General features: G+C 62.1%; 16 protein-coding genes. 11 read left to right on the forward strand and 5 right to left on the reverse strand.

The window, feature by feature from the left end:
• Window positions 1-7: 7 nt before the first annotated feature.
• The 3 genes from L63ED372_RS00845 to dacB all read right to left on the reverse strand — a co-directional run bounded on the left by L63ED372_RS00845 (window position 8) and on the right by dacB (window position 3,228).
• Window positions 8-1,267, reverse strand: a complete 1,260-nt coding sequence (locus tag L63ED372_RS00845; protein ID WP_062401986.1) for a lipase family protein — start codon at window positions 1,265-1,267, stop codon at window positions 8-10.
• 117 nt (window positions 1,268-1,384) lie between these two features.
• Window positions 1,385-1,639, reverse strand: coding sequence for a SemiSWEET transporter (locus L63ED372_RS00850; RefSeq protein WP_062401989.1), 255 nt, complete (start codon window positions 1,637-1,639; stop codon window positions 1,385-1,387).
• An 8-nt stretch (window positions 1,640-1,647) separates the two neighbouring features.
• Window positions 1,648-3,228, reverse strand: coding sequence for a D-alanyl-D-alanine carboxypeptidase/D-alanyl-D-alanine endopeptidase (gene dacB, locus L63ED372_RS00855; protein ID WP_197275295.1), 1,581 nt, complete (start codon window positions 3,226-3,228; stop codon window positions 1,648-1,650).
• A gap of 78 nt (window positions 3,229-3,306) precedes the next feature.
• On the opposite strand from dacB, the gene L63ED372_RS00860 reads away from it, so the two are divergent.
• The 6 genes from L63ED372_RS00860 (at window position 3,307) to gap (ending at window position 9,734) form a co-directional block, all read left to right on the forward strand.
• Complete coding sequence (locus tag L63ED372_RS00860) at window positions 3,307-4,290, forward strand: DMT family transporter (RefSeq protein ID WP_156343525.1); 984 nt, start codon at window positions 3,307-3,309, stop codon at window positions 4,288-4,290.
• A complete protein-coding gene (tsaB, locus tag L63ED372_RS00865) occupies window positions 4,287-5,072 on the forward strand; it encodes a tRNA (adenosine(37)-N6)-threonylcarbamoyltransferase complex dimerization subunit type 1 TsaB (RefSeq protein WP_062401996.1) in 786 nt (261 codons plus the stop codon). The genes L63ED372_RS00860 and tsaB overlap by 4 nt, the downstream gene beginning before the upstream one ends.
• An 8-nt stretch (window positions 5,073-5,080) precedes the next feature.
• A complete protein-coding gene (gene rimI, locus L63ED372_RS00870) occupies window positions 5,081-5,578 on the forward strand; it encodes a ribosomal protein S18-alanine N-acetyltransferase (protein ID WP_156343526.1) in 498 nt (165 codons plus the stop codon).
• 8 nt (window positions 5,579-5,586) lie between these two features.
• Window positions 5,587-6,510: a uracil-DNA glycosylase gene (locus tag L63ED372_RS00875; protein ID WP_062407466.1), complete on the forward strand. Its 924-nt coding sequence runs from the start codon at window positions 5,587-5,589 to the stop codon at window positions 6,508-6,510.
• A 51-nt stretch (window positions 6,511-6,561) separates the two neighbouring features.
• Window positions 6,562-8,592 carry a transketolase gene (gene tkt / locus L63ED372_RS00880; RefSeq protein ID WP_062401999.1) on the forward strand — a complete coding sequence of 677 codons (2,031 nt, stop codon included), beginning with the start codon at window positions 6,562-6,564 and terminating at the stop codon, window positions 8,590-8,592.
• 134 nt (window positions 8,593-8,726) lie between these two features.
• Window positions 8,727-9,734, forward strand: a complete 1,008-nt coding sequence (gap, locus tag L63ED372_RS00885; RefSeq protein WP_062402002.1) for a type I glyceraldehyde-3-phosphate dehydrogenase — start codon at window positions 8,727-8,729, stop codon at window positions 9,732-9,734.
• A 134-nt stretch (window positions 9,735-9,868) separates the two neighbouring features.
• On the opposite strand, the gene L63ED372_RS00890 is transcribed toward gap, so the two are convergent.
• Window positions 9,869-11,455: a GMC family oxidoreductase gene (locus tag L63ED372_RS00890; RefSeq protein ID WP_062402007.1), complete on the reverse strand. Its 1,587-nt coding sequence runs from the start codon at window positions 11,453-11,455 to the stop codon at window positions 9,869-9,871.
• A 215-nt stretch (window positions 11,456-11,670) separates the two neighbouring features.
• Between L63ED372_RS00890 and L63ED372_RS00895 the strand changes: the two genes are divergently transcribed.
• Window positions 11,671-12,822, forward strand: coding sequence for an alkane 1-monooxygenase (locus L63ED372_RS00895; RefSeq protein ID WP_062402010.1), 1,152 nt, complete (start codon window positions 11,671-11,673; stop codon window positions 12,820-12,822).
• A gap of 75 nt (window positions 12,823-12,897) precedes the next feature.
• Here L63ED372_RS00895 and L63ED372_RS00900 read toward each other — a convergent pair whose 3' ends face one another.
• Window positions 12,898-13,629, reverse strand: a complete 732-nt coding sequence (locus L63ED372_RS00900; RefSeq protein ID WP_062402013.1) for a Crp/Fnr family transcriptional regulator — start codon at window positions 13,627-13,629, stop codon at window positions 12,898-12,900.
• 134 nt (window positions 13,630-13,763) lie between these two features.
• Here L63ED372_RS00900 and L63ED372_RS00905 point away from each other — a divergent pair, with 134 nt between their 5' ends.
• Genes L63ED372_RS00905 through L63ED372_RS00920 form a run of 4 tightly spaced genes read left to right on the forward strand, consistent with a single transcriptional unit; the run spans window position 13,764 to window position 17,392 of the window.
• A complete protein-coding gene (locus L63ED372_RS00905; RefSeq protein ID WP_062402016.1) occupies window positions 13,764-14,762 on the forward strand; it encodes an ABC transporter substrate-binding protein in 999 nt (332 codons plus the stop codon).
• A 34-nt stretch (window positions 14,763-14,796) separates the two neighbouring features.
• Window positions 14,797-15,561 carry an ABC transporter ATP-binding protein gene (locus L63ED372_RS00910; RefSeq protein ID WP_062402019.1) on the forward strand — a complete coding sequence of 255 codons (765 nt, stop codon included), beginning with the start codon at window positions 14,797-14,799 and terminating at the stop codon, window positions 15,559-15,561.
• Entirely contained in the window at window positions 15,551-16,306 is a 756-nt protein-coding gene (locus L63ED372_RS00915; protein WP_062402020.1) for an ABC transporter permease, read from the forward strand. Before L63ED372_RS00910 ends, L63ED372_RS00915 begins: the two co-directional genes overlap by 11 nt.
• 36 nt (window positions 16,307-16,342) lie before the next feature.
• Complete coding sequence (locus L63ED372_RS00920; protein WP_082431546.1) at window positions 16,343-17,392, forward strand: TauD/TfdA dioxygenase family protein; 1,050 nt, start codon at window positions 16,343-16,345, stop codon at window positions 17,390-17,392.
• The last annotated feature ends 12 nt before the right edge of the window (window positions 17,393-17,404 follow it).

The following is a 17,404-nucleotide window of genomic DNA, read 5'->3' on the forward strand; positions in this document are numbered from 1 at the left end:
GGCCGGATCACTTCACCAAATCGAACAAACCTTTGGCTTGTGCGTGGCAGAACGGTGGAGCGTAAGTGCCGTGGTAATTGGCAATATTGGCCATGGTGATCGGTCCATAGGTCGCTTCGATGTAGGGGTGTACATCCACCGAGGTGACGTTGGTCAGACCTTTGGCATCAAATGCCGCCTTCATGACGGACTGGTGAACTGCTGCGGGCACGGTGGGGTCGCCACTGCCGCTGCACAGCATGGTCTGTGATTTGGGAGACCAATCCAGCAAATCGTTCTTTTTGGCGGCCAAGAAGGTCGGATTGTTGGGGTTGGTCAAAATGTCACTGCTGAAGCTGGTCTGGAATAAAGCATCACGCGCTTGGTTGGGGGTCTCGCCATTGATGCCCGGCAATTTGCCTGATGTGACCAATGTGGTGTAGTTCAAAGTGGCGCTGGGCAGCAAGCTCTCGATGCCATCTGCATAGGGTGCTTTGAAAGCGTCAGAGACATTGCTGTAAAGGTTGCCATAAATCTTTTGCCATGCGGTGACCAGGTAGGGCACAAAGAACTGATAGCCGGCAATGGCGTCCGGAATTTTCATTGAGCCCGACATGTTGTAAGGACCCGCCAAGTGAGCGCCTGCCACCACATTGATTTCAGAGGACAGGCTCTTTTCGATGGCGCGGTGGGCCGCCATGGAGGCGTGGCCGCCTTGTGAGTAACCGGTCAACATGACCTTGCCATTGAGCTTGCCGCCCTGCGACGACACGGCATTGCGAGCAGCACGGATCGAGTCAATGACCGATGTGGCCTCAGAGTCTGCGTGCAAGTAGGGGTGGTAGCTGTAGTTGGACTTGGCAAAGCCCAAGTAGTCGGTGGCGACCACGGCATAGCCTTGGCCGGCATACATAGCCGCCAAGAGGAAGGTTTCACCGTCTGCTGGGTTGGCGAGTGTGCGGGTTTTTTGAACATCGGTGCCCTTGGCATAGGCCACCAGAGGGGCTGCTGCAGTGCAATCGGCGCCCGAGGGCAACAGCAGCACCCCAGAAGCGTTGGATTGTTCGCCTTTGGCGCCGGGGGTGACGTAATTGAGCGAGATGACCTTGACATCGCACTTGGCTTTGCCGCTCAGGGGGGCCAAGGGGCCGCCATCGAGCTGCGCTTTGCTCAGGGTGTGCAGCAACACAGGCGAATCGAGCAGGGAGCCGTGGGGTGCATCGCCGCCGCCGCATGCAGCCAGCAGGGCAACACCCAAAATGGACAGTCCGTATTTCATTGTTTTCATGGGATAGGTCTCCAAGTGGTTAGAAAAAGAACGAGCGTTCTTTTCAAACAATGTATACGGGGGCTGGGATTCAAACCATGGGGTATATACCGATTTTTCTAAGGTCTTTGTGGCGGGTCAGCGGTACCGCAGCTTCATCACCAAAATCATCAGCGCCAAGCTGGTGGTGATCGTGTTGGCAATGATGATGGGCCAAGCCACCATCAAGATGCCGTAGACCAGCCACAGGGCCACGCCCACGGTGAACAGGCTGTACATGCCCAGCGAAATGCCGCTCACATCACGGGTTCGAAAGGTCTGCCAGGCTTGCGGAATGAAGCTGGCGGTGGTCAGAAAGGCGGCCAAAGAGCCAACCCAGTCGATGAGGTTCATGGTGGGTTTTAGGGTGTTTGGGGCGCTTTGGCCCGGGGAGAGGTGGTGTCGCGCACCGTCCACTCCAGCAATTGGTCGAGTGCGGCCCGGGCCTGGTGGGCATTGGGGTGGTGCAGCACGGCCACCAGGGTGTAGCGCTGGCCGCTTTGGCCCTGCACATAACCGGCCACCGAGGCCACATCGCGCAGCGAACCGGTTTTGAGCCAGGCGTTGCCGATCACGGGCGACTGCGGGCTGCGGTCTTTGAGTCGGGCGGCGGTGCCGTCCACCCCGGCGATGGCCAAGGAGTTGACAAAGTGCCGGGCGTGCGGGCTGGAGTGTGCGGCTTGCAGCAAAGCCGTCAAAGCCTGCGCGGTGCTGCGCTCGGTGCGGGACAGGCCCGAGCCGTTGTCCAGCACCGGTTCATCGTGCACGGCAAAGCCTTGACGCCACCACTGCGACAGGCGCAAGCGCGAGGCCTCAAACCGCCCGGGTGCGCCCAGCTCGCTCGACAGCGTCAGGTACAGCTGCTGCGCCATCACGTTGTTCGAGAACTTGTTGATGTCCTGAATGATGTCGGACAAGGGCAAGGAGGGCGCTTCCAGCAGCAGCTTGGCCGATGCTGGGCGCGAGCCGTAGCGCACCTGCCCCGTGAGTTGCCCGCCCGCTTGTTGCCACAGGGCTTGCATGACCCGGGGGGCATAGGCTTCGGGTTCGGGGTAGGCCACGGGCCATTCGCGCTCACCGCAGCTGGCCGGGTAGCGGCCCGCAAAGCGCACTTGTTGCGGCTGGCTGAAGTCGGCCTGCAGCTGGCGTCGCCAGTCACTGCATGGGGTCTGGCTCAGTGGCAGTTGCGTGGGGGCCGAGAACCCGGCCAGGGGCGGTTCAAAGCGCACCTGCACCTGGCCGCTGGCGGCGTCGGGCGTGAATTTGTAGACCACCGCCTTGAAGTTGAGCAGCAACCCGTCTGGGCCCACGTTGTAGGGCCGCAGGGGTTCGTCGTCAAAGGGCTCGCTGCGCTCGCGCACGTCGAACACGCTGCGGTCCAGCACGATGTCACCGCGCACGTCGCGCACGCCCGCTGATCGGACCTGGGTCAGCAGCTCTTGCAGGCGCTCAACCACCAGCTTGGGGTCGCCGCTGCCGCGCACGACCAGATTGCCCTGCAGCACCCCATCACGCACCGGGCCATCGGTGTACACCCGATTGCGCCAGACGTGGTCGGGCCCCAGCAGGATCAAACCCGCATAGGTGGTGAACAGCTTCATGACCGAAGCAGGGTTCACGCTGGCTTGGGCTTGGTGCGACAAATGCCGAGGTTGGGCGCTGTTGGACGTAGGACCTTGGGGCAGGGGGGCGATGAGCACGCTCAGGGCCGAAGGCGGAACTTGGGCCTTTTCCAGGGTTTGCAGAACATGCCGGGGCAGTGTGGTCCGGGCTTGGTTGGTGAGGGTCTGGGCTTCTGCCGACTCGGAGCGGTTTTGGGCGAAAGCTGGCCAAGCCAATATGCAGCCCACTGCGATGGCCCATGCAAAACCCGCTGCACGAGGCGCAGCGGTGGCGTGGGTGAGCGTGGACAAAAATAGGCGCTTGGCGCGGGTGGCAGACATCGCTCAAGTCTAACGGTCACAGGGGGTGATCGGGCTGCGAAGGACAAGCTGCTGCGGCAGCCCCGTATGATTCGGGCCATGCGATTTTCTTCAAAAACCGTGGGCCTGGCTTCTGCGGTCATCACGGTGCTCATCTGGACCGGTTTCATTGTCATTGCGCGGGCTTCGGCATCTCGGGGTTTGCTGCCACTGGACATCGCGCTGGCCCGCATTCTGGGGGCCAGCAGCATCTTGCTGCCCTGGGCTTGGTGGTTGATGCGCTCTGCACGCCAAGCCGGTGAAAAAGTGGGCTCCTTGGGCGGCCTGTCGCCCTTGCCCTTGGCCCCGACCGTGCAGGCTGGCGTGTTGGGTGGCTTGCTTTATGCCGTGTTGGCCTACACGGGTTTCTTTTTTGCGCCCGCCTCACATGCGTCGGTGCTCTTGCCTGGCAGCTTGCCTTTGTGGACCACCTTGCTGGCCTGGCTGGTCTTGCGTGAACAAGTGTCCTCGGCCCGCGCATTGGGGCTGGGCTTCATTGTGTTGGGCGATGTGCTGGTGGGTGGTGCCAGCTTGCTCATGGCTTTTGACGGCGGCGAGGTCTGGAAAGGCGATTTGTTGTTCATGACCGCCGCTTGCTGTTGGGCGGGTTACAGCATCACGGTGCGTCGGCATGGCCTGGATGCGGTGCGAGCGACCATGGCCATCACCGCGTTTGCCTTTGTCAGTTTTGTGCCCGTGTACCTGACCTTGATTGGCTTGGGGCTGCTGCCCACCCATTTGATGCAGGTACCGTGGACCGAAATCCTGTTCCAGGCCGTCTTCCAGGGCGTGGGCTCGGTGGTCATCTCGGGCATCACCTTCACGCAGATGGTGCGCCACTATGGCCCGGTGCGCTCGACCATGATCACGGCCCTGGTGCCCGGCCTGTCGGCGCTGGGGGCGGTGTGGTTTTTGGGTGAGCCCATGCACTGGAATTTGCTGGCCGGGCTGGCGCTGGTGACCAGTGGCATTTTGTTTGGTGTGCGGCAGGCCAAAAAACCTGCAGCCGCACCCGCTCCTTTGTCTACAGGAAGCCAGCCATGAGCCCCAGCCCCGAGCGCCGCTGGTTGGCCTTTGACACCAGCACCGATGTGCTGTTTTTGGCCGTGGCCCGCGGTGAGCAGGTCTGGACCCAAACTTTGCCCGGCGGCGCACAAGCCTCCAGCGGTTTGATTCCGGCGGTGCTGGCGCTGCTGGCCGAAGCCGACATGCCACTGGCTTCGCTTGACGCCATCGTGTTTGGCCGCGGACCGGGTTCGTTCACCGGCTTGCGCACCGCCTGCGCAGTGGCGCAGGGTCTGGCTTTTGGGGCCGATGTACCCGTGTTGCCCGTCGACACTTTGCTGGCCGTGGCCGAAGAGGCCCGCTGGTCGCAAGTGCAGGCCGGGGCCATCGCACCCGATGCCGCGCTCACCGTGCTGGCGCTGTTGGATGCCCGCATGGACGAGGTCTACAGCGCCGCTTACCGCTGGGAGCCCGTACCGGGCGCAAGCCACGGGCGTTGGCAAGCAGCCATGCCCTTGCAGGTGGGTGCGCCAGAAAAATTGCAGATGCCCGACGGCCCCATGGTGCTGCAAGCCGGCAACGCTTTTGCCGCGTACGGCGAGCGACTGCCCCAAGTGGTGTCGGAGGGCTGGCGCTGCGAGGCGCTGCCCACCGCCGCCGCTTTGCTGCGCCTGGCTCCGGCCTTGTGGGCTCAAGGCTTGGCCGTTCCGGCCGAGCAGGCCATGCCGCTCTACATCCGCGACAAAGTGGCCAACACCACTGCCGAGCGCGAGGCCATGAAGGCCCAGATCGCCTTGGACAAGGCCACTGCGCATCCATGAGTCTGTCCATGAATCCTGCTTCATCTGAAGAAGGCGCCCAGCCGTCAGAGGCCACGCGCAACCGCGTCACGCTGGCCCCCATGTCGCAGGACGATCTGGACGCGGTGATCGCCATCGAGCAAACCGCCTACAGCCACCCTTGGACGCGGGGCAATTTCCGTGACTCGCTCAACCCCTTGTTCGAGGCCCAATGCCTGTGGCTGGACGGCGAATTGCTGGGCTATTTTTTGGCCATGCACGGGGTGGAAGAAATGCATTTGCTCAACATCACCGTCGCGCCCGCCCGGCAAGGCCAGGGCTGGGGCCACATGATGCTGGACGCTTTGTCGCTCATGTCGCGCCATGCCGGAGCGCAATGGCTGTGGCTGGAGGTGCGCCAAAGCAATCTGCGTGCACTGAAGGTCTACGAGCGGTACGGCTTCAAGCAGGTCAGCATCCGCAAGGATTACTATCCGGCAGGTCGCCTGCAGCGAGAGCATGCGGTGGTGATGAGTTTGAAACTGTGAGCCTGAACATGAGCGACCCCACCCGATTTGACTTGGACGACCGCCAACGCGCCATGCTGGCCGAGATGGGTGTGCGCGTGTGGTGGCCGCAGCGAAGCGATGCCGAGCCCCACGCTGTGGTGGAAGTTGTACCGGCCAGGGCCACAGATACGGCAGTGCCAGCACCGGGTGAGTACGTCGCTGCAAGCCCTTCTTTGCCTGCGGCTCCGAGGGCGTCCGTGCCAGTGCAGGCCCCAGCCACCCGCCCCGCAACGCGTGAGCCTTTGGCGCTCGCACCCGCCCCGGTGCAGGCCAAGGACCCCGTGTTGGCGCCTTTGCCCGAAGGCTTGCCCAGCATGGGCTGGCTCGAGCTGCAAACGGCTGTGCAATCCTGTCAGTCCTGCGGTCTGGGCGCTGCACGCCAAACCCCCATTTTGGGCTCGGGCCAGGGCACTGCCCCATGGATGGTGGTGGGCGACTTGCCTTCGGACACCGATGAGCCCTCAGGTCAGCCTTTCACTGGGCCGGAAGGCGTGTTGCTGGACAACATGCTCAAAGCCGTGGGCGTGCGCCGCCAGGGCTCAGCCCACAACGCTAACGCCGATGCCAATGCCCTTGCCGACCTGCCCGAGGCTTGCCTGACCCACGCCGTCAAATGCCGCCCCCAAAACGGGCGTAACCCCGAAACGTCGGAGTTGGCCACGTGCGCGGCTTATTTGTCGCGCCAGGTCACGCTGGTGCAACCCCGGGTGATTTTGGCCATGGGCCGTTTTGCCATCCAGAGTCTGTTGGGCAGCACCGAGCCCATGGGCAAACTGCGCGGCCGTTTGCACGACTTTCAGGGCGTACCGGTGGTGGTCACCTACCCCCCGTCAAGCTTGTTGCGCAACCCGGCCGACAAGGCCAAGGCCTGGGCCGATCTGGTCTTGGCCCTGTCGGTGACCCAAGGCTGACAACCGCTAAAATCTCGGGTTTACCAGAATACTTCCCCGGAGTTGCCCCACATGGCCAATCAAGCACAAATGGCGAACGCCATCCGCGCCCTCGCAATGGACGCCGTTCAACAAGCCAACTCCGGTCACCCCGGCGCGCCCATGGGCATGGCCGACATGGCTGTCGCGCTGTGGGGCGATCACCTGCAACACAACCCCAAAAACCCGCACTGGGCCAACCGCGACCGCTTTGTGCTGTCCAACGGCCACGGCTCGATGCTGATTTATTCGGTGCTGCACCTGACCGGCTACAAACTGCCGATTGAGGAACTCAAAAACTTCCGCACCCTGCACAGCAAAACCGCAGGCCACCCCGAAGTGGGCGTGACCCCCGGCGTGGAAACCACCACCGGCCCCTTGGGCCAAGGCATCACCAACGCCGTGGGCATGGCCCTGGCCGAAAAAATGCTGGCCGCCGAGTTCAACCAGCCTGGCCACACCATCATCAACCACCACACCTACGTGTTCTTGGGTGACGGCTGCTTGATGGAAGGCATCAGCCACGAAGCCGTGGCTCTGGCCGGTGCCTGGAAGCTGAACAAACTGATTGCCCTGTACGACGACAACGGCATCTCCATCGACGGCCAAGTGGCCCCTTGGTTCATCGACAACACGCCCCAACGCTTTGCCGCCTGCGGCTGGAACGTGATCGACGCCGTGGACGGCCACGACGCAGCGGCCGTCTCCAAGGCCATCGCCGCCGCCAAGCACAGCGCCGACAAGCCGACGTTGATCGTCTGCAAGACCGCCATCGGCAAGGGCTCGCCCAACCGTGCAGGCACCTCCAAAGCCCACGGCGAGCCTTTGGGCGCTGAAGAAATCAAGCTCACCCGCGAAGCCCTGGGCTGGACGGCCGAGCCTTTCAAGATCCCCAAAGAGGTGTATGCCGACTGGGACGCCAAAGCCGCTGGCGCAGCCCGCGAAGCCGCCTGGAACACCGCATTTGCCGCGTACAAAGCCGCCTTCCCCGCACAAGCCAAAGAGTTTGTGCGCCGCATGAAGGGCGACTTGCCCAAGAACTTCAACCAGGTGGCGTTTGACGCCGTCGTGGCTGCCCACACCAAGGGCGAAACCGTGGCCAGCCGCAAGGCCAGCCAACTGGCGCTGGAAGCCTTCACCGCCGCTCTGCCCGAAATGCTGGGTGGCTCGGCCGACCTGACCGGCTCCAACCTGACCAATACCAAGAGCACCCCAGCCTTCCGCGTGGACCTGGCTGGCGATGTGGTCAAAACCGAAGAAGGCCAGATCGGTCGCCACATCAACTACGGCGTGCGCGAATTCGGCATGGCCGCCATCATGAACGGCGTGGCCCTGCACGGCGGCTACATCCCTTACGGCGGCACCTTCCTCACCTTTTCTGACTATTCGCGCAACGCCATCCGCATGGCCGCGCTGATGAAGCAGCGCGTGGTGCACGTGTTCACCCACGACTCCATCGGTCTGGGCGAAGACGGCCCGACCCACCAGTCCATCGAGCACGCGGCCAGCCTGCGCCTGATCCCTGGCTTGGACGTGTGGCGTCCCGCCGACACGGCCGAAACCACCGTGGCCTGGGCCGTGGCCCTGCAAAACGCCCACCGCCCATCGGCCCTGCTGCTCAGCCGCCAAAACCTGGCTTACTCACCCAAGAGCGATTTGGGCGACATCAGCCGTGGCGCGTATGTGCTGTCCGAGCCCGAGCACGTTGGCATCAAGAAAACCCACGGCGTGATCATCGCCACCGGCTCTGAAGTGCAACTGGCCCTGGCCGCGCAAAAGCTGCTGGCCGAACGCAAGATCGGTGTGCGCGTGGTCTCCATGCCCAGCACCAATGTGTTTGACCGCCAAGACACCGAATACAAACAAAGCGTGTTGCCCAAAGGCCTGCCCCGCGTGGCGGTCGAGATGGGCTCCACCGACGGCTGGTGGAAATACGGCTGCGCCGCCGTGGTCGGCATCGACACCTACGGCGAGTCGGCCCCAGCGCCCGTGCTGTTCAAACATTTCGGCTTTACCGCCGAGAACGTGGCCGACACCGTCCACGCTGCGCTGCTCAAGGCCTGATTCAGGCCCGCCGGATGAACCGCTTCAGCGCCTGTGGGCGCTGAAGTCACGTTCAGGGATCAGCTCCGTGCAAGGGTTTTGATTTCAAATCCGGTTACGTAACCGTTTAGTAACTTTCTCCCGAGGCTCTCACCATGACCATCAAGTTGGGTATCAACGGATTCGGCCGCATCGGCCGTTTGGCCCTTCGCGCCGCCCTCAAACATGGCTACGACGACATCCAGATCGTCGGCATCAACGACCCCAAACCGTCCGACTACCTGGCCTACATGCTCAAGTACGACAGCGTGCACGGCCGCTTTGATGGCACGGTGGACTTCACCGAAGACACCCTGATCGTCAATGGCAAAAAGATCAAACTCTCGCACGAGCGCGACGCGCATAACCTGCGCTGGGGCGAGATGGGCGTGCACACAGTGCTCGAATGCACGGGCCATTACCTGACCGAGCCCACCAGCCAAATGCACATCGTGGCGGGCGCCAAAAAGGTCGTCATCTCGGCCCCGTCCAAAGACAGCATCCCCATGTTCGTCTATGGCGTGAACCATAAAAAATACGCAGGCGAAGCCATCGTGTCCAACGCCTCTTGCACCACCAACTGCCTGGCCCCCGTGGTCAAAGTGCTCAACGACAAATGGGGCATCAAGCGCGGCCTGATGACCACCGTGCACGCCGCCACCGCCAGCCAAATGACGGTGGACGGCTCGTCGCGCAAAGACTGGCGCGGCGGCCGTGGCATCCTCGAAAACATCATCCCCAGCAGCACCGGTGCGGCCAAAGCGGTGGGGGTGGTGATCCCCGAGATCAAGGGCAAGATCACCGGCATGGCTTTCCGCGTGCCCACGTCGGATGTGTCGGTCATTGACCTCACGGTGGAACTGAACAGTGACGCCAGCTACGCCGACATCTGCGCCGAAATGAAAGCGCAAAGCGAAGGCGCCCTGAAAGGCATCTTGGGTTACACCGACGAGAAAGTCGTCTCCACCGACTTTCGCGGCGAGTCCTGCGCCAGCGTGTTTGACGCGACCGCAGGCATTGCGCTCGACAAGAGCTTCGTCAAGATCGTCGCTTGGTACGACAACGAATGGGGTTACGCCAAGCAGTGCTTGGAGATGGTGCGGGTGGTGGCCAAGAAGAAGTGATCTGAATGGGCAGGCAGCGTCAGGGCTCCCCGCAGGGGCTCAGAGGCGCTTCGCTTTGCCACATCGCCCCTGCGGGGAGCCCTGGCGCTGCCATAGGGCATCGCTCAAAGCGCCTTCGGGCGCTTTTTTCATGGTCAATAGCCGCGTATCCAGTCCGCCGCCTTCTCTGCAATCATGATCGTTGGCGCGTTGGTGTTGCCGCTCACGATGCGCGGCATGACCGACGCGTCGACCACGCGCAGGCCCGGCACGCCGTGCACACGCAGTTGCGCGTCCACCACCGCCATCTTGTCCGTGCCCATGCGGCAGGTGCCCACCGGGTGGTAGACCGTGTCGGCGTTTTGGCGAATCCAGTGGTCCAGTTGTTCGTCGGTGCGGGCATTGGCGGATGCTGCCCACTCTTTGCCATACGCCGCCAATGCGGGCTGGGCCAGAATTTTTTGAGCTTGACGAACGCCGTCGCGCAAGCGCTGCAGGTCACGTGGGTCGCTCAAAAACTGCGGGTCGATCAGCGGTGCGCTGTTGGGATTGCGGTCGGCCAATTGCACGCGGCCCCGGCTGTCGGGTTGCAGCAAACACACATGCAAAGAGTAGCCATGCCCCAGCGTCAGTTGGCGGCCGTGGTCCACCAGTTTGGCCACCACAAAATGCAGCTGAATGTCCGGGTGCGCTTCTTCGGGTCGGCTTTTGTAGAACGCGCCGCCTTCGGCAAAGTTGGTCGTCAGGCGACCTTTGCGTTGTTGCCGCCATTCCCACATGGCCTGCAAGGTGTGCCACGCGCCTTTGGGTGAAACGCCGATCAAATCGGTGTGCCCTGGCGCATCGGCCACCAGCACGGCGTCGGGGTGATCGTGCAGGTTTTCGCCCACGCCCGGCAGGTCGCGCAGCACCTCGATGCCCAAGCTTTGTAAGTGGGCCGCTGGCCCCATGCCCGAACGCATGAGGATGGCGGGCGACTGGAAAGCGCCCGCGCTCAAAATGATTTCGCGGCGGGCCGTCAAGGTCTGGGTTTTGCCGCCTTGCACGGTGTGCACTTGCCGGGCCACACCATCCACCAAGCCAATGCGGTCCACCGTCACGCCGGTCATGACGTGCAAATTGGGGCGATCACGGTTGGGGGTGAGGTAGGCCTTGGCGGCGCTGAACCGTTCGCCTGCCTTTTGCGTGACTTGGTACAGGCCCACGCCTTCTTGGGTGGGGCCGTTGAAGTCGGTGGTGTGCGCCAAACCCGCTTGCATGCCCGCCTCGACAAAGCGTTTGGAAAACACATTGGGGCTTTGCAAATCGGCCACGTTCAAGGGGCCGTTTTGGGCATGCCACTCGTTGTGGATGCGCTCGTTGTGCTCGGCCTTGAGAAAGTAGGGAAACACCTCGGCCCACGACCAACCCGCACAACCCAGCTGGGCCCAGGTGTCGTAATCCACGGCTTGGCCCCGGATGTAGGCCATGGCGTTGGTGGAGCTGGAGCCGCCCAAGGTGCGACCACGCGGCTGGAAACCGATGCGGCCGTTCAAGCCGGGTTGGGGCACGGTGTTCAGGCTTTGCGAAACGATTTCGGTGCGGGCCATGAGCGCGATGCCTGCGGGGCAGTGGATCAAGGCGCTGGTGTCGGGCGGCCCGGCTTCGATCAGGGCCACCTGAACGGTTGGGTCTTCGCTCAGGCGACTGGCCAGCACACTACCCGCCGAACCACCGCCCACAATCACGTAGTCAAATTCCATGAATTCCCCCCGTTCAAAGGTTTTGTGTGGCCAATATAAGGGCTTAAGCGTGTCGCGGCCTGTCTTGTGTGCATCAGGGTTTTTCCTAGCAAACCCCTCGCCATGGCGACATCTCGTTGGCCCAAACACCCCTGACAATGGCACCACAATTGGAGACAAGCCATGCAGATCGCCATTGACCTTGTGGGTTCTGAAAGCCCCGGCAGCTCGCGCTCATGAGCAACCCAACCGCCCTGCTGCACCCGACTTGGCAAGACAAGCGCTGGTGGTGGTTGCTCAGCCCCGCCATACCGCTGGCTTTCACAGGGTCTTTGCTGGCTTTTGTCTGGACAGGCCAATGGTGGTGCATGCTGCTGGCCCCAGTCATCATCCATGTGTTGTTGCCCGTGCTTGACCGCGTGTTGGGCGAGGACTTCAGCAACCCACCCGAATCGGCGGTGGCGCAGCTCGAACAGGATGTGTTTTACCGCACCTTGGTGTGGGCCTACGTGCCCCTGCTGATGTTGGGCACCGTGGTGGGCGCCTGGATTGCGACTGCGCAGCCGCTGACCTGGTGGGGCTATGCGGCCTTGGTGTTCACCGTGGGCGCGATCAACGGCATTGGCATTGGCACCGCGCATGAACTGGGTCATAAAAAAGAGACGCTGGACCGCTGGCTGTCCAAAATCGCCTTGGCCCCCAGTGCGTACGGCCACTTTTTTGTCGAGCACAACCGGGGCCACCACAAACGCGTGGCCACACCTGAAGACCCGGCGAGTGCACGCATGGGCGAGAGCTTTTGGGCCTTCTTGCCGCGATCGGTGTGGGGCAGTTTGCAATCGGCCTGGGCGCTGGAGCAAGAGCGCTTGAACAAACAAGGGTTGCGTGTTTGGCACGGCCAAAACCACAACCTGCAGGCTTGGGCCTTGTCGCTGCTTTTGTTTGGCGCTTTGGTGGCGTGGTTAGGCTGGATGGCGCTGCCGTTTTTGTTGCTGCAGGCGGTCTACGCCATCTCCATGCTGGAAGTGGTCAACTATGTCGAGCATTACGGTTTGCTGCGCCAACGAGATGCGTCGGGCCGCTATGTGCGCTGCGAGCCTGAACACTCTTGGAACAGCAACCATTTGGTGGGGAATCTTTTGCTGTACCAACTGCAAAGGCATTCTGACCACCACGCCCACCCCAGCCGCCGCTACCAGGCGCTGCGGCATTTTGAGTCCGCACCGCAACTGCCTGCAGGCTACGCCACCATGATCACTGTGGCTTATCTGCCGCCACTGTGGTTCGTGTGGATGGACCGCCGTGTGATGGCCCACTACCGTGGGGACCTGGGCTTGGTGAATGTGCAAGCGTCGGCCCAGCGCCGACTCATGCAACGCTGGGGCTGAAGGCCTGCGGCCACACGGGGCAGGCGCTTGGTTCCATGAAAAGCGCTTGAGTGGTTGACCACCGAGGCCTGGCCTTCAGCGGCGCAGCAACACGATGTTCCGATACCCCAGCCGAATCAGCCCCTGATCCTGAAAATGGCGCAACTGCTGGTTCACACGCTGGCGTGATGCCGAGGCCGCCTGTGCCAGATCAGACTGACTCACACGCAGCATCACGCCGTCGGGAACGGCCACGCTGTTGAACTTGGCAATCCTCTCCAGCGTGGCCCACACGCGTTGCTCCAGGCTGTGTATGCCTTGGTCAGCCAAGGTGTCAAACAGCTGGTTGATGCGCAAGCCCAAGATGCGCAGCAAATCCACAGCCACGACCGGGTCGCGGGCGATCAGGTCGACCAAGCGAGTGCGCTCGATGTGCAGCACCTGAGTCGGGCCAACGGCCACCAGATCAGCCGGGTAAGTGGTTTCGGCAAACACCGAACTGAGGCCCGAAATTTCGCCAGGCAGCATCCAGCGCAGCAATTGCTCTTCGCCTTCGGGCGTGGTCACGCTCACCCGCAAGCGCCCCTTGACCAGCAGCAACGCTGTCGAAGTGGATTGCCCTCGGCTGAGCACCACTTGCCCTTCGGTCCATTGGCGCAGCACGCCCACGCTGTGCAAGGCCTTGGCTGAACGCTCTGTCAGGGCCGAATTTTCAGCCCAAACCTTGGTGAACACGTCGGCATCGAGTGCTTTGTAGGCCGGCTGGCGCACTGTGACTTGCTTAAATTTGAAAGGACGGGTGGGTGGCAAGGCTGTGGCGTGCTTCATGGGGTGTTGAAAAGTTTTTTGGGTGCTTTCCCCTAAATTGTCACATCAGAAACAATTTGACAAATCCTTGGGGCTTTAAATCAGCGGTGCCGAGCTTGACGGTGATCAAGTCAAAGAACCACATTGGAGACGACATGAAATTTTCTGCCCCTGCTTTTGTGCGCACCACCCTCGGTGCCATCGCTCTGACTTTGGGCGCCAGCGCCATGGCGCAGTCCGTGGTCCGCTTCCAGGACTACCCCGGCACCGGCAATTTGATGGTGCGTGTGGCCATTGAACAAGGCTTTTGCCAGCAAGCCGGTATCCGCTGCGAATTGCGCACCATCCCGGCTGCCCCGCTGGGTTTGCAGACGATGCTCTCGGGTGACATCGAAGTGTTTTTTGGGCCCACCGAAGTGGCTGCAGCCGCGGTTGCCCGCAAGGTGCCCATTTCCATCATTGGCGCTGGCTTCACCGATCCGATCTTCTTCATGGCCGCAGGCACCAACACCGAACTGGCTACTGAAAAAGAAGGCTATCCCGGGGTGGTCAAGTCCTTCAAAGGCAAAAAAATCGGCGTGACCCAACGTGGTTCGGGCGCAGAGTTTCAGGTCATTGACATGCTGGCCGATGTCGGCTTGACCGCGAACGACGTCACCTTTGTGGCCGTGGGTGCCCCCGACACCGCCTTTCCTGCGCTGACCCGCGGCCAAGTCGACCTGATCATGACCTTCTCGCCCACCGACGGCATGTGCGAAGTACTCAAGGCCTGCCGCGTGGTGGTGGACCCCCGTAAGGGCCAGGGACCCAAGAGTTTGCTGGCCACACGGGGAGGCGCTGGCACCATGGCGGTGAAGGCCGACTGGGCTGCGGCCAATCCGCAAACGGTGGCCGCCATCCGCAGGATGCTGGAATTGTCGGAGGCTTTCATGGCCAACCCGGCCAACTTCGGAAGGACACTGGAGGTCCTGCGCAAGACCTTTGCCCTGCAATTGCCCAACGCAGACCAGATCGCCGAAGTGGCGCTGCGCAACACCATCAGCAACTTCAAGGCCCGTGGCACCGTGCCTGCCATGCAGGCGGTGGCCAATGCCATGACGGAAAACAAGCTGTTGCCGGGCAGAGTGGAGATGGCACCCGCAGTCTTGCCTTGAACGTCGACAACAGCGAATTGTCCAGGGAACACTGATGATCGACGCACAGCACATCGACCTGAGCTTTGACGGCACTCAGTGGGTGTTGCAAGGTGTGGACTTGCAGGTCAAGGCCGGGGAGTTTGTGGCGCTGGCTGGCCCCAGCGGCTGCGGCAAGACCACCTTGCTCAACCTCTGCGCGGGCTTGGTGGATCTGCCCCCAGGCCAGCGTTTGCAGGTGGCGGGCCAAGCGCCTGAGCTTGGCAGCCATGAGGTAGCCTACATGCTGGCTCGCGACAGCTTGTTTCCCTGGCTCAATGCACTGGACAACGCAGCCTTTGGACTGAAAGTGCGTGGCATGCCCATCGCCGAGGCTCGGGAGCGGGCGGCGCAGATGCTCAAGCAGGTGGGGCTGGGCGGCTCCGAATACCGCCTGCCCAAGGCGCTGTCGCATGGCATGCGCCAGCGCGTGGCCTTGGCCCGTACCTTTGCCATGCCCTCGCCTTTGTTGCTGATGGACGAGCCCTTTGGGGCATTGGACGCACAAACCAAGCTGCAGCTGCAGGATCTGTTGCTGCAGTTGTGTCAGGACGGTCACCGAACGGTGCTGTTTGTGACACACGATCTGTCCGAGGCCGTTGCGCTGGCCGACCGGGTGGTGGTGATGTCCTCGCGCCCCGGGCGCATCGTGGCCGATGTGAAGGTCCCGCTGGCTCGACCACGCTCCATCCGAGAGCTGCAAACCAACGAGGACTTCCACCGCACCTACGCCCAGGTTTGGAAACATCTTGAGGAAGGTTGGGTGCACCATGAAGGCTGACACCTTGCGCATGCTGGCGCAGCACGCCGTCTTTGTCGGTGTGGTGCTGGGCCTGTGGGAATGGGGCGCACACACGGGCTTCATCGACCCGAGCTTCCTGGGCAGTCCCCTGGGGATCATCGGCTTCACGCTGGAGAACCTGGCCAACGCCCGACTTTGGGGTGATCTGGGCTACACCCTGCTGGCCGTTTTTTCGTCCTTTTTCATCGGTTCGGTCGCTGCCATGGCGACAGGCCTGGCCTTTGTCACCTGGCCCAAGCTCGAAGCTTTTTGTGAGCCCTACGTCGCGGCCATGAACGTGCTGCCCCGCATCGCGCTGGTGCCGCTGTTCATCTTGTGGTTCGGGCTGGGTGTGGGCTCCAAGATCGCCTTGGGCGTGTCGCTGACTTTCTTCATCGTGTTGTCCACCACGGTGGCTGGTATCCGCGGTGTCAGCCAAGACCACATCACGCTGACGCGAAGCCTGGGCGCCAGCAGCCGACAGACGTTCTTCTGGGTCACCTTGCCGGGCGCTGTGCCGGTGCTGTTTTCGGGACTGCGCCTGGGCCTGATCTATGCCTTGCTGGGTGTGGTCGGCGCAGAAGTCATTGCTTCCGAGCGGGGTTTGGGTCAACAACTTGCCTATCTTGGATCTACTTTCAACGTCAACGGCGTGTGGTCGCTGCTGTTTGATCTGGCGCTCATCGGCGTGCTGATCATGAAGCTGATGAACTGGGTTGAACGCCGCCTGCTGCATTGGCAATAAAGCCAACGGGCAAAACCACATCAAGGAGATCAAAACATGAAATTCCGTCACATCCAGGTGGATCCCATGACGCCCACCATCGGCGGCATGATCAGCGGCGTTGACCTGAACAACACCCGCTCTGAAGACGTGTACGAAGAGATCAAGCAAGCGCTGTGGCAATACGGTGTAGTGTTCTTCCGCAAGCAGGCCTTGAAGCCCGAAGCCTACATCCGCCTGGGGCAGAACTTTGGCGAGATGGAACAGCACGAGTTCTTTCCCCACATCGAAGGCCATCCACAAATTCAGCTGATTTCGCATCAGGGCAACGAAGCGCCTGAGACCGATCGCTGGCACACCGATGTGACCTTTCGCAAGAAGCCCAACATGGTCTCCATCTTGCGCATCACCGACTTGCCCCCTTCTGGCGGGGACACGATGTGGATGCACGCCGGTGCGGCCTACGATGCGCTCAATCCCGGCATGCAGACCATGCTGGAAGGCCTGCGGGCTGACCACGACCTGCCTTGGCACTTTCGCCGCATCAATGCCAACGAACGCTTGGCACAACGGGCGTCCGCCAAGAGCGGCATGATGGTGCTGGCCAGTCAGCAAGAATGCAAGATGATCGAGAACACGCCCACGGTGACCCACCCGGCGGTGATCACACACCCCTACAACGGCCGCAAGATCTTGTTCGTCAATTCGATCTGGACCAAGCGCTTGCTGGGCATGCACATGGACCTGTCTGAGGCGGTGCTGAACATGCTGTACGAGTGGGTGAAAAAGCCCGAGTTTATGGTGCGCTTTCGCTGGGAAAAGGACTCGCTGGCCATGTGGGACAACTGCGCCACGCAGCACTACGCCGTGTTCGACTACGCGCCGCACTACCGCGCAGGCCAGCGCATGACCTGCGGCAGTTTTGTGCCCACCCTCAACCCCGGTGCGGCTGCCGCTGGCGGCCAGCCCTCGGTGATGCGCCAGTTGCTGGACACCACCCGCATGCAAGCGGCCAGCCCGAGTGAACAGAAGGCGGTGGAAGCCATCTTCAGCGCACTCGAAAGCGTGGACTTGAACGCCGTGGCCAGTGCCGCCCAGCGCCGTTGAACGCGAGACACC

It is taken from the genome of Limnohabitans sp. 63ED37-2 (genome assembly GCF_001412535.1).
In the GTDB taxonomy this organism is placed as follows: domain Bacteria; phylum Pseudomonadota; class Gammaproteobacteria; order Burkholderiales; family Burkholderiaceae_C; genus Limnohabitans_A.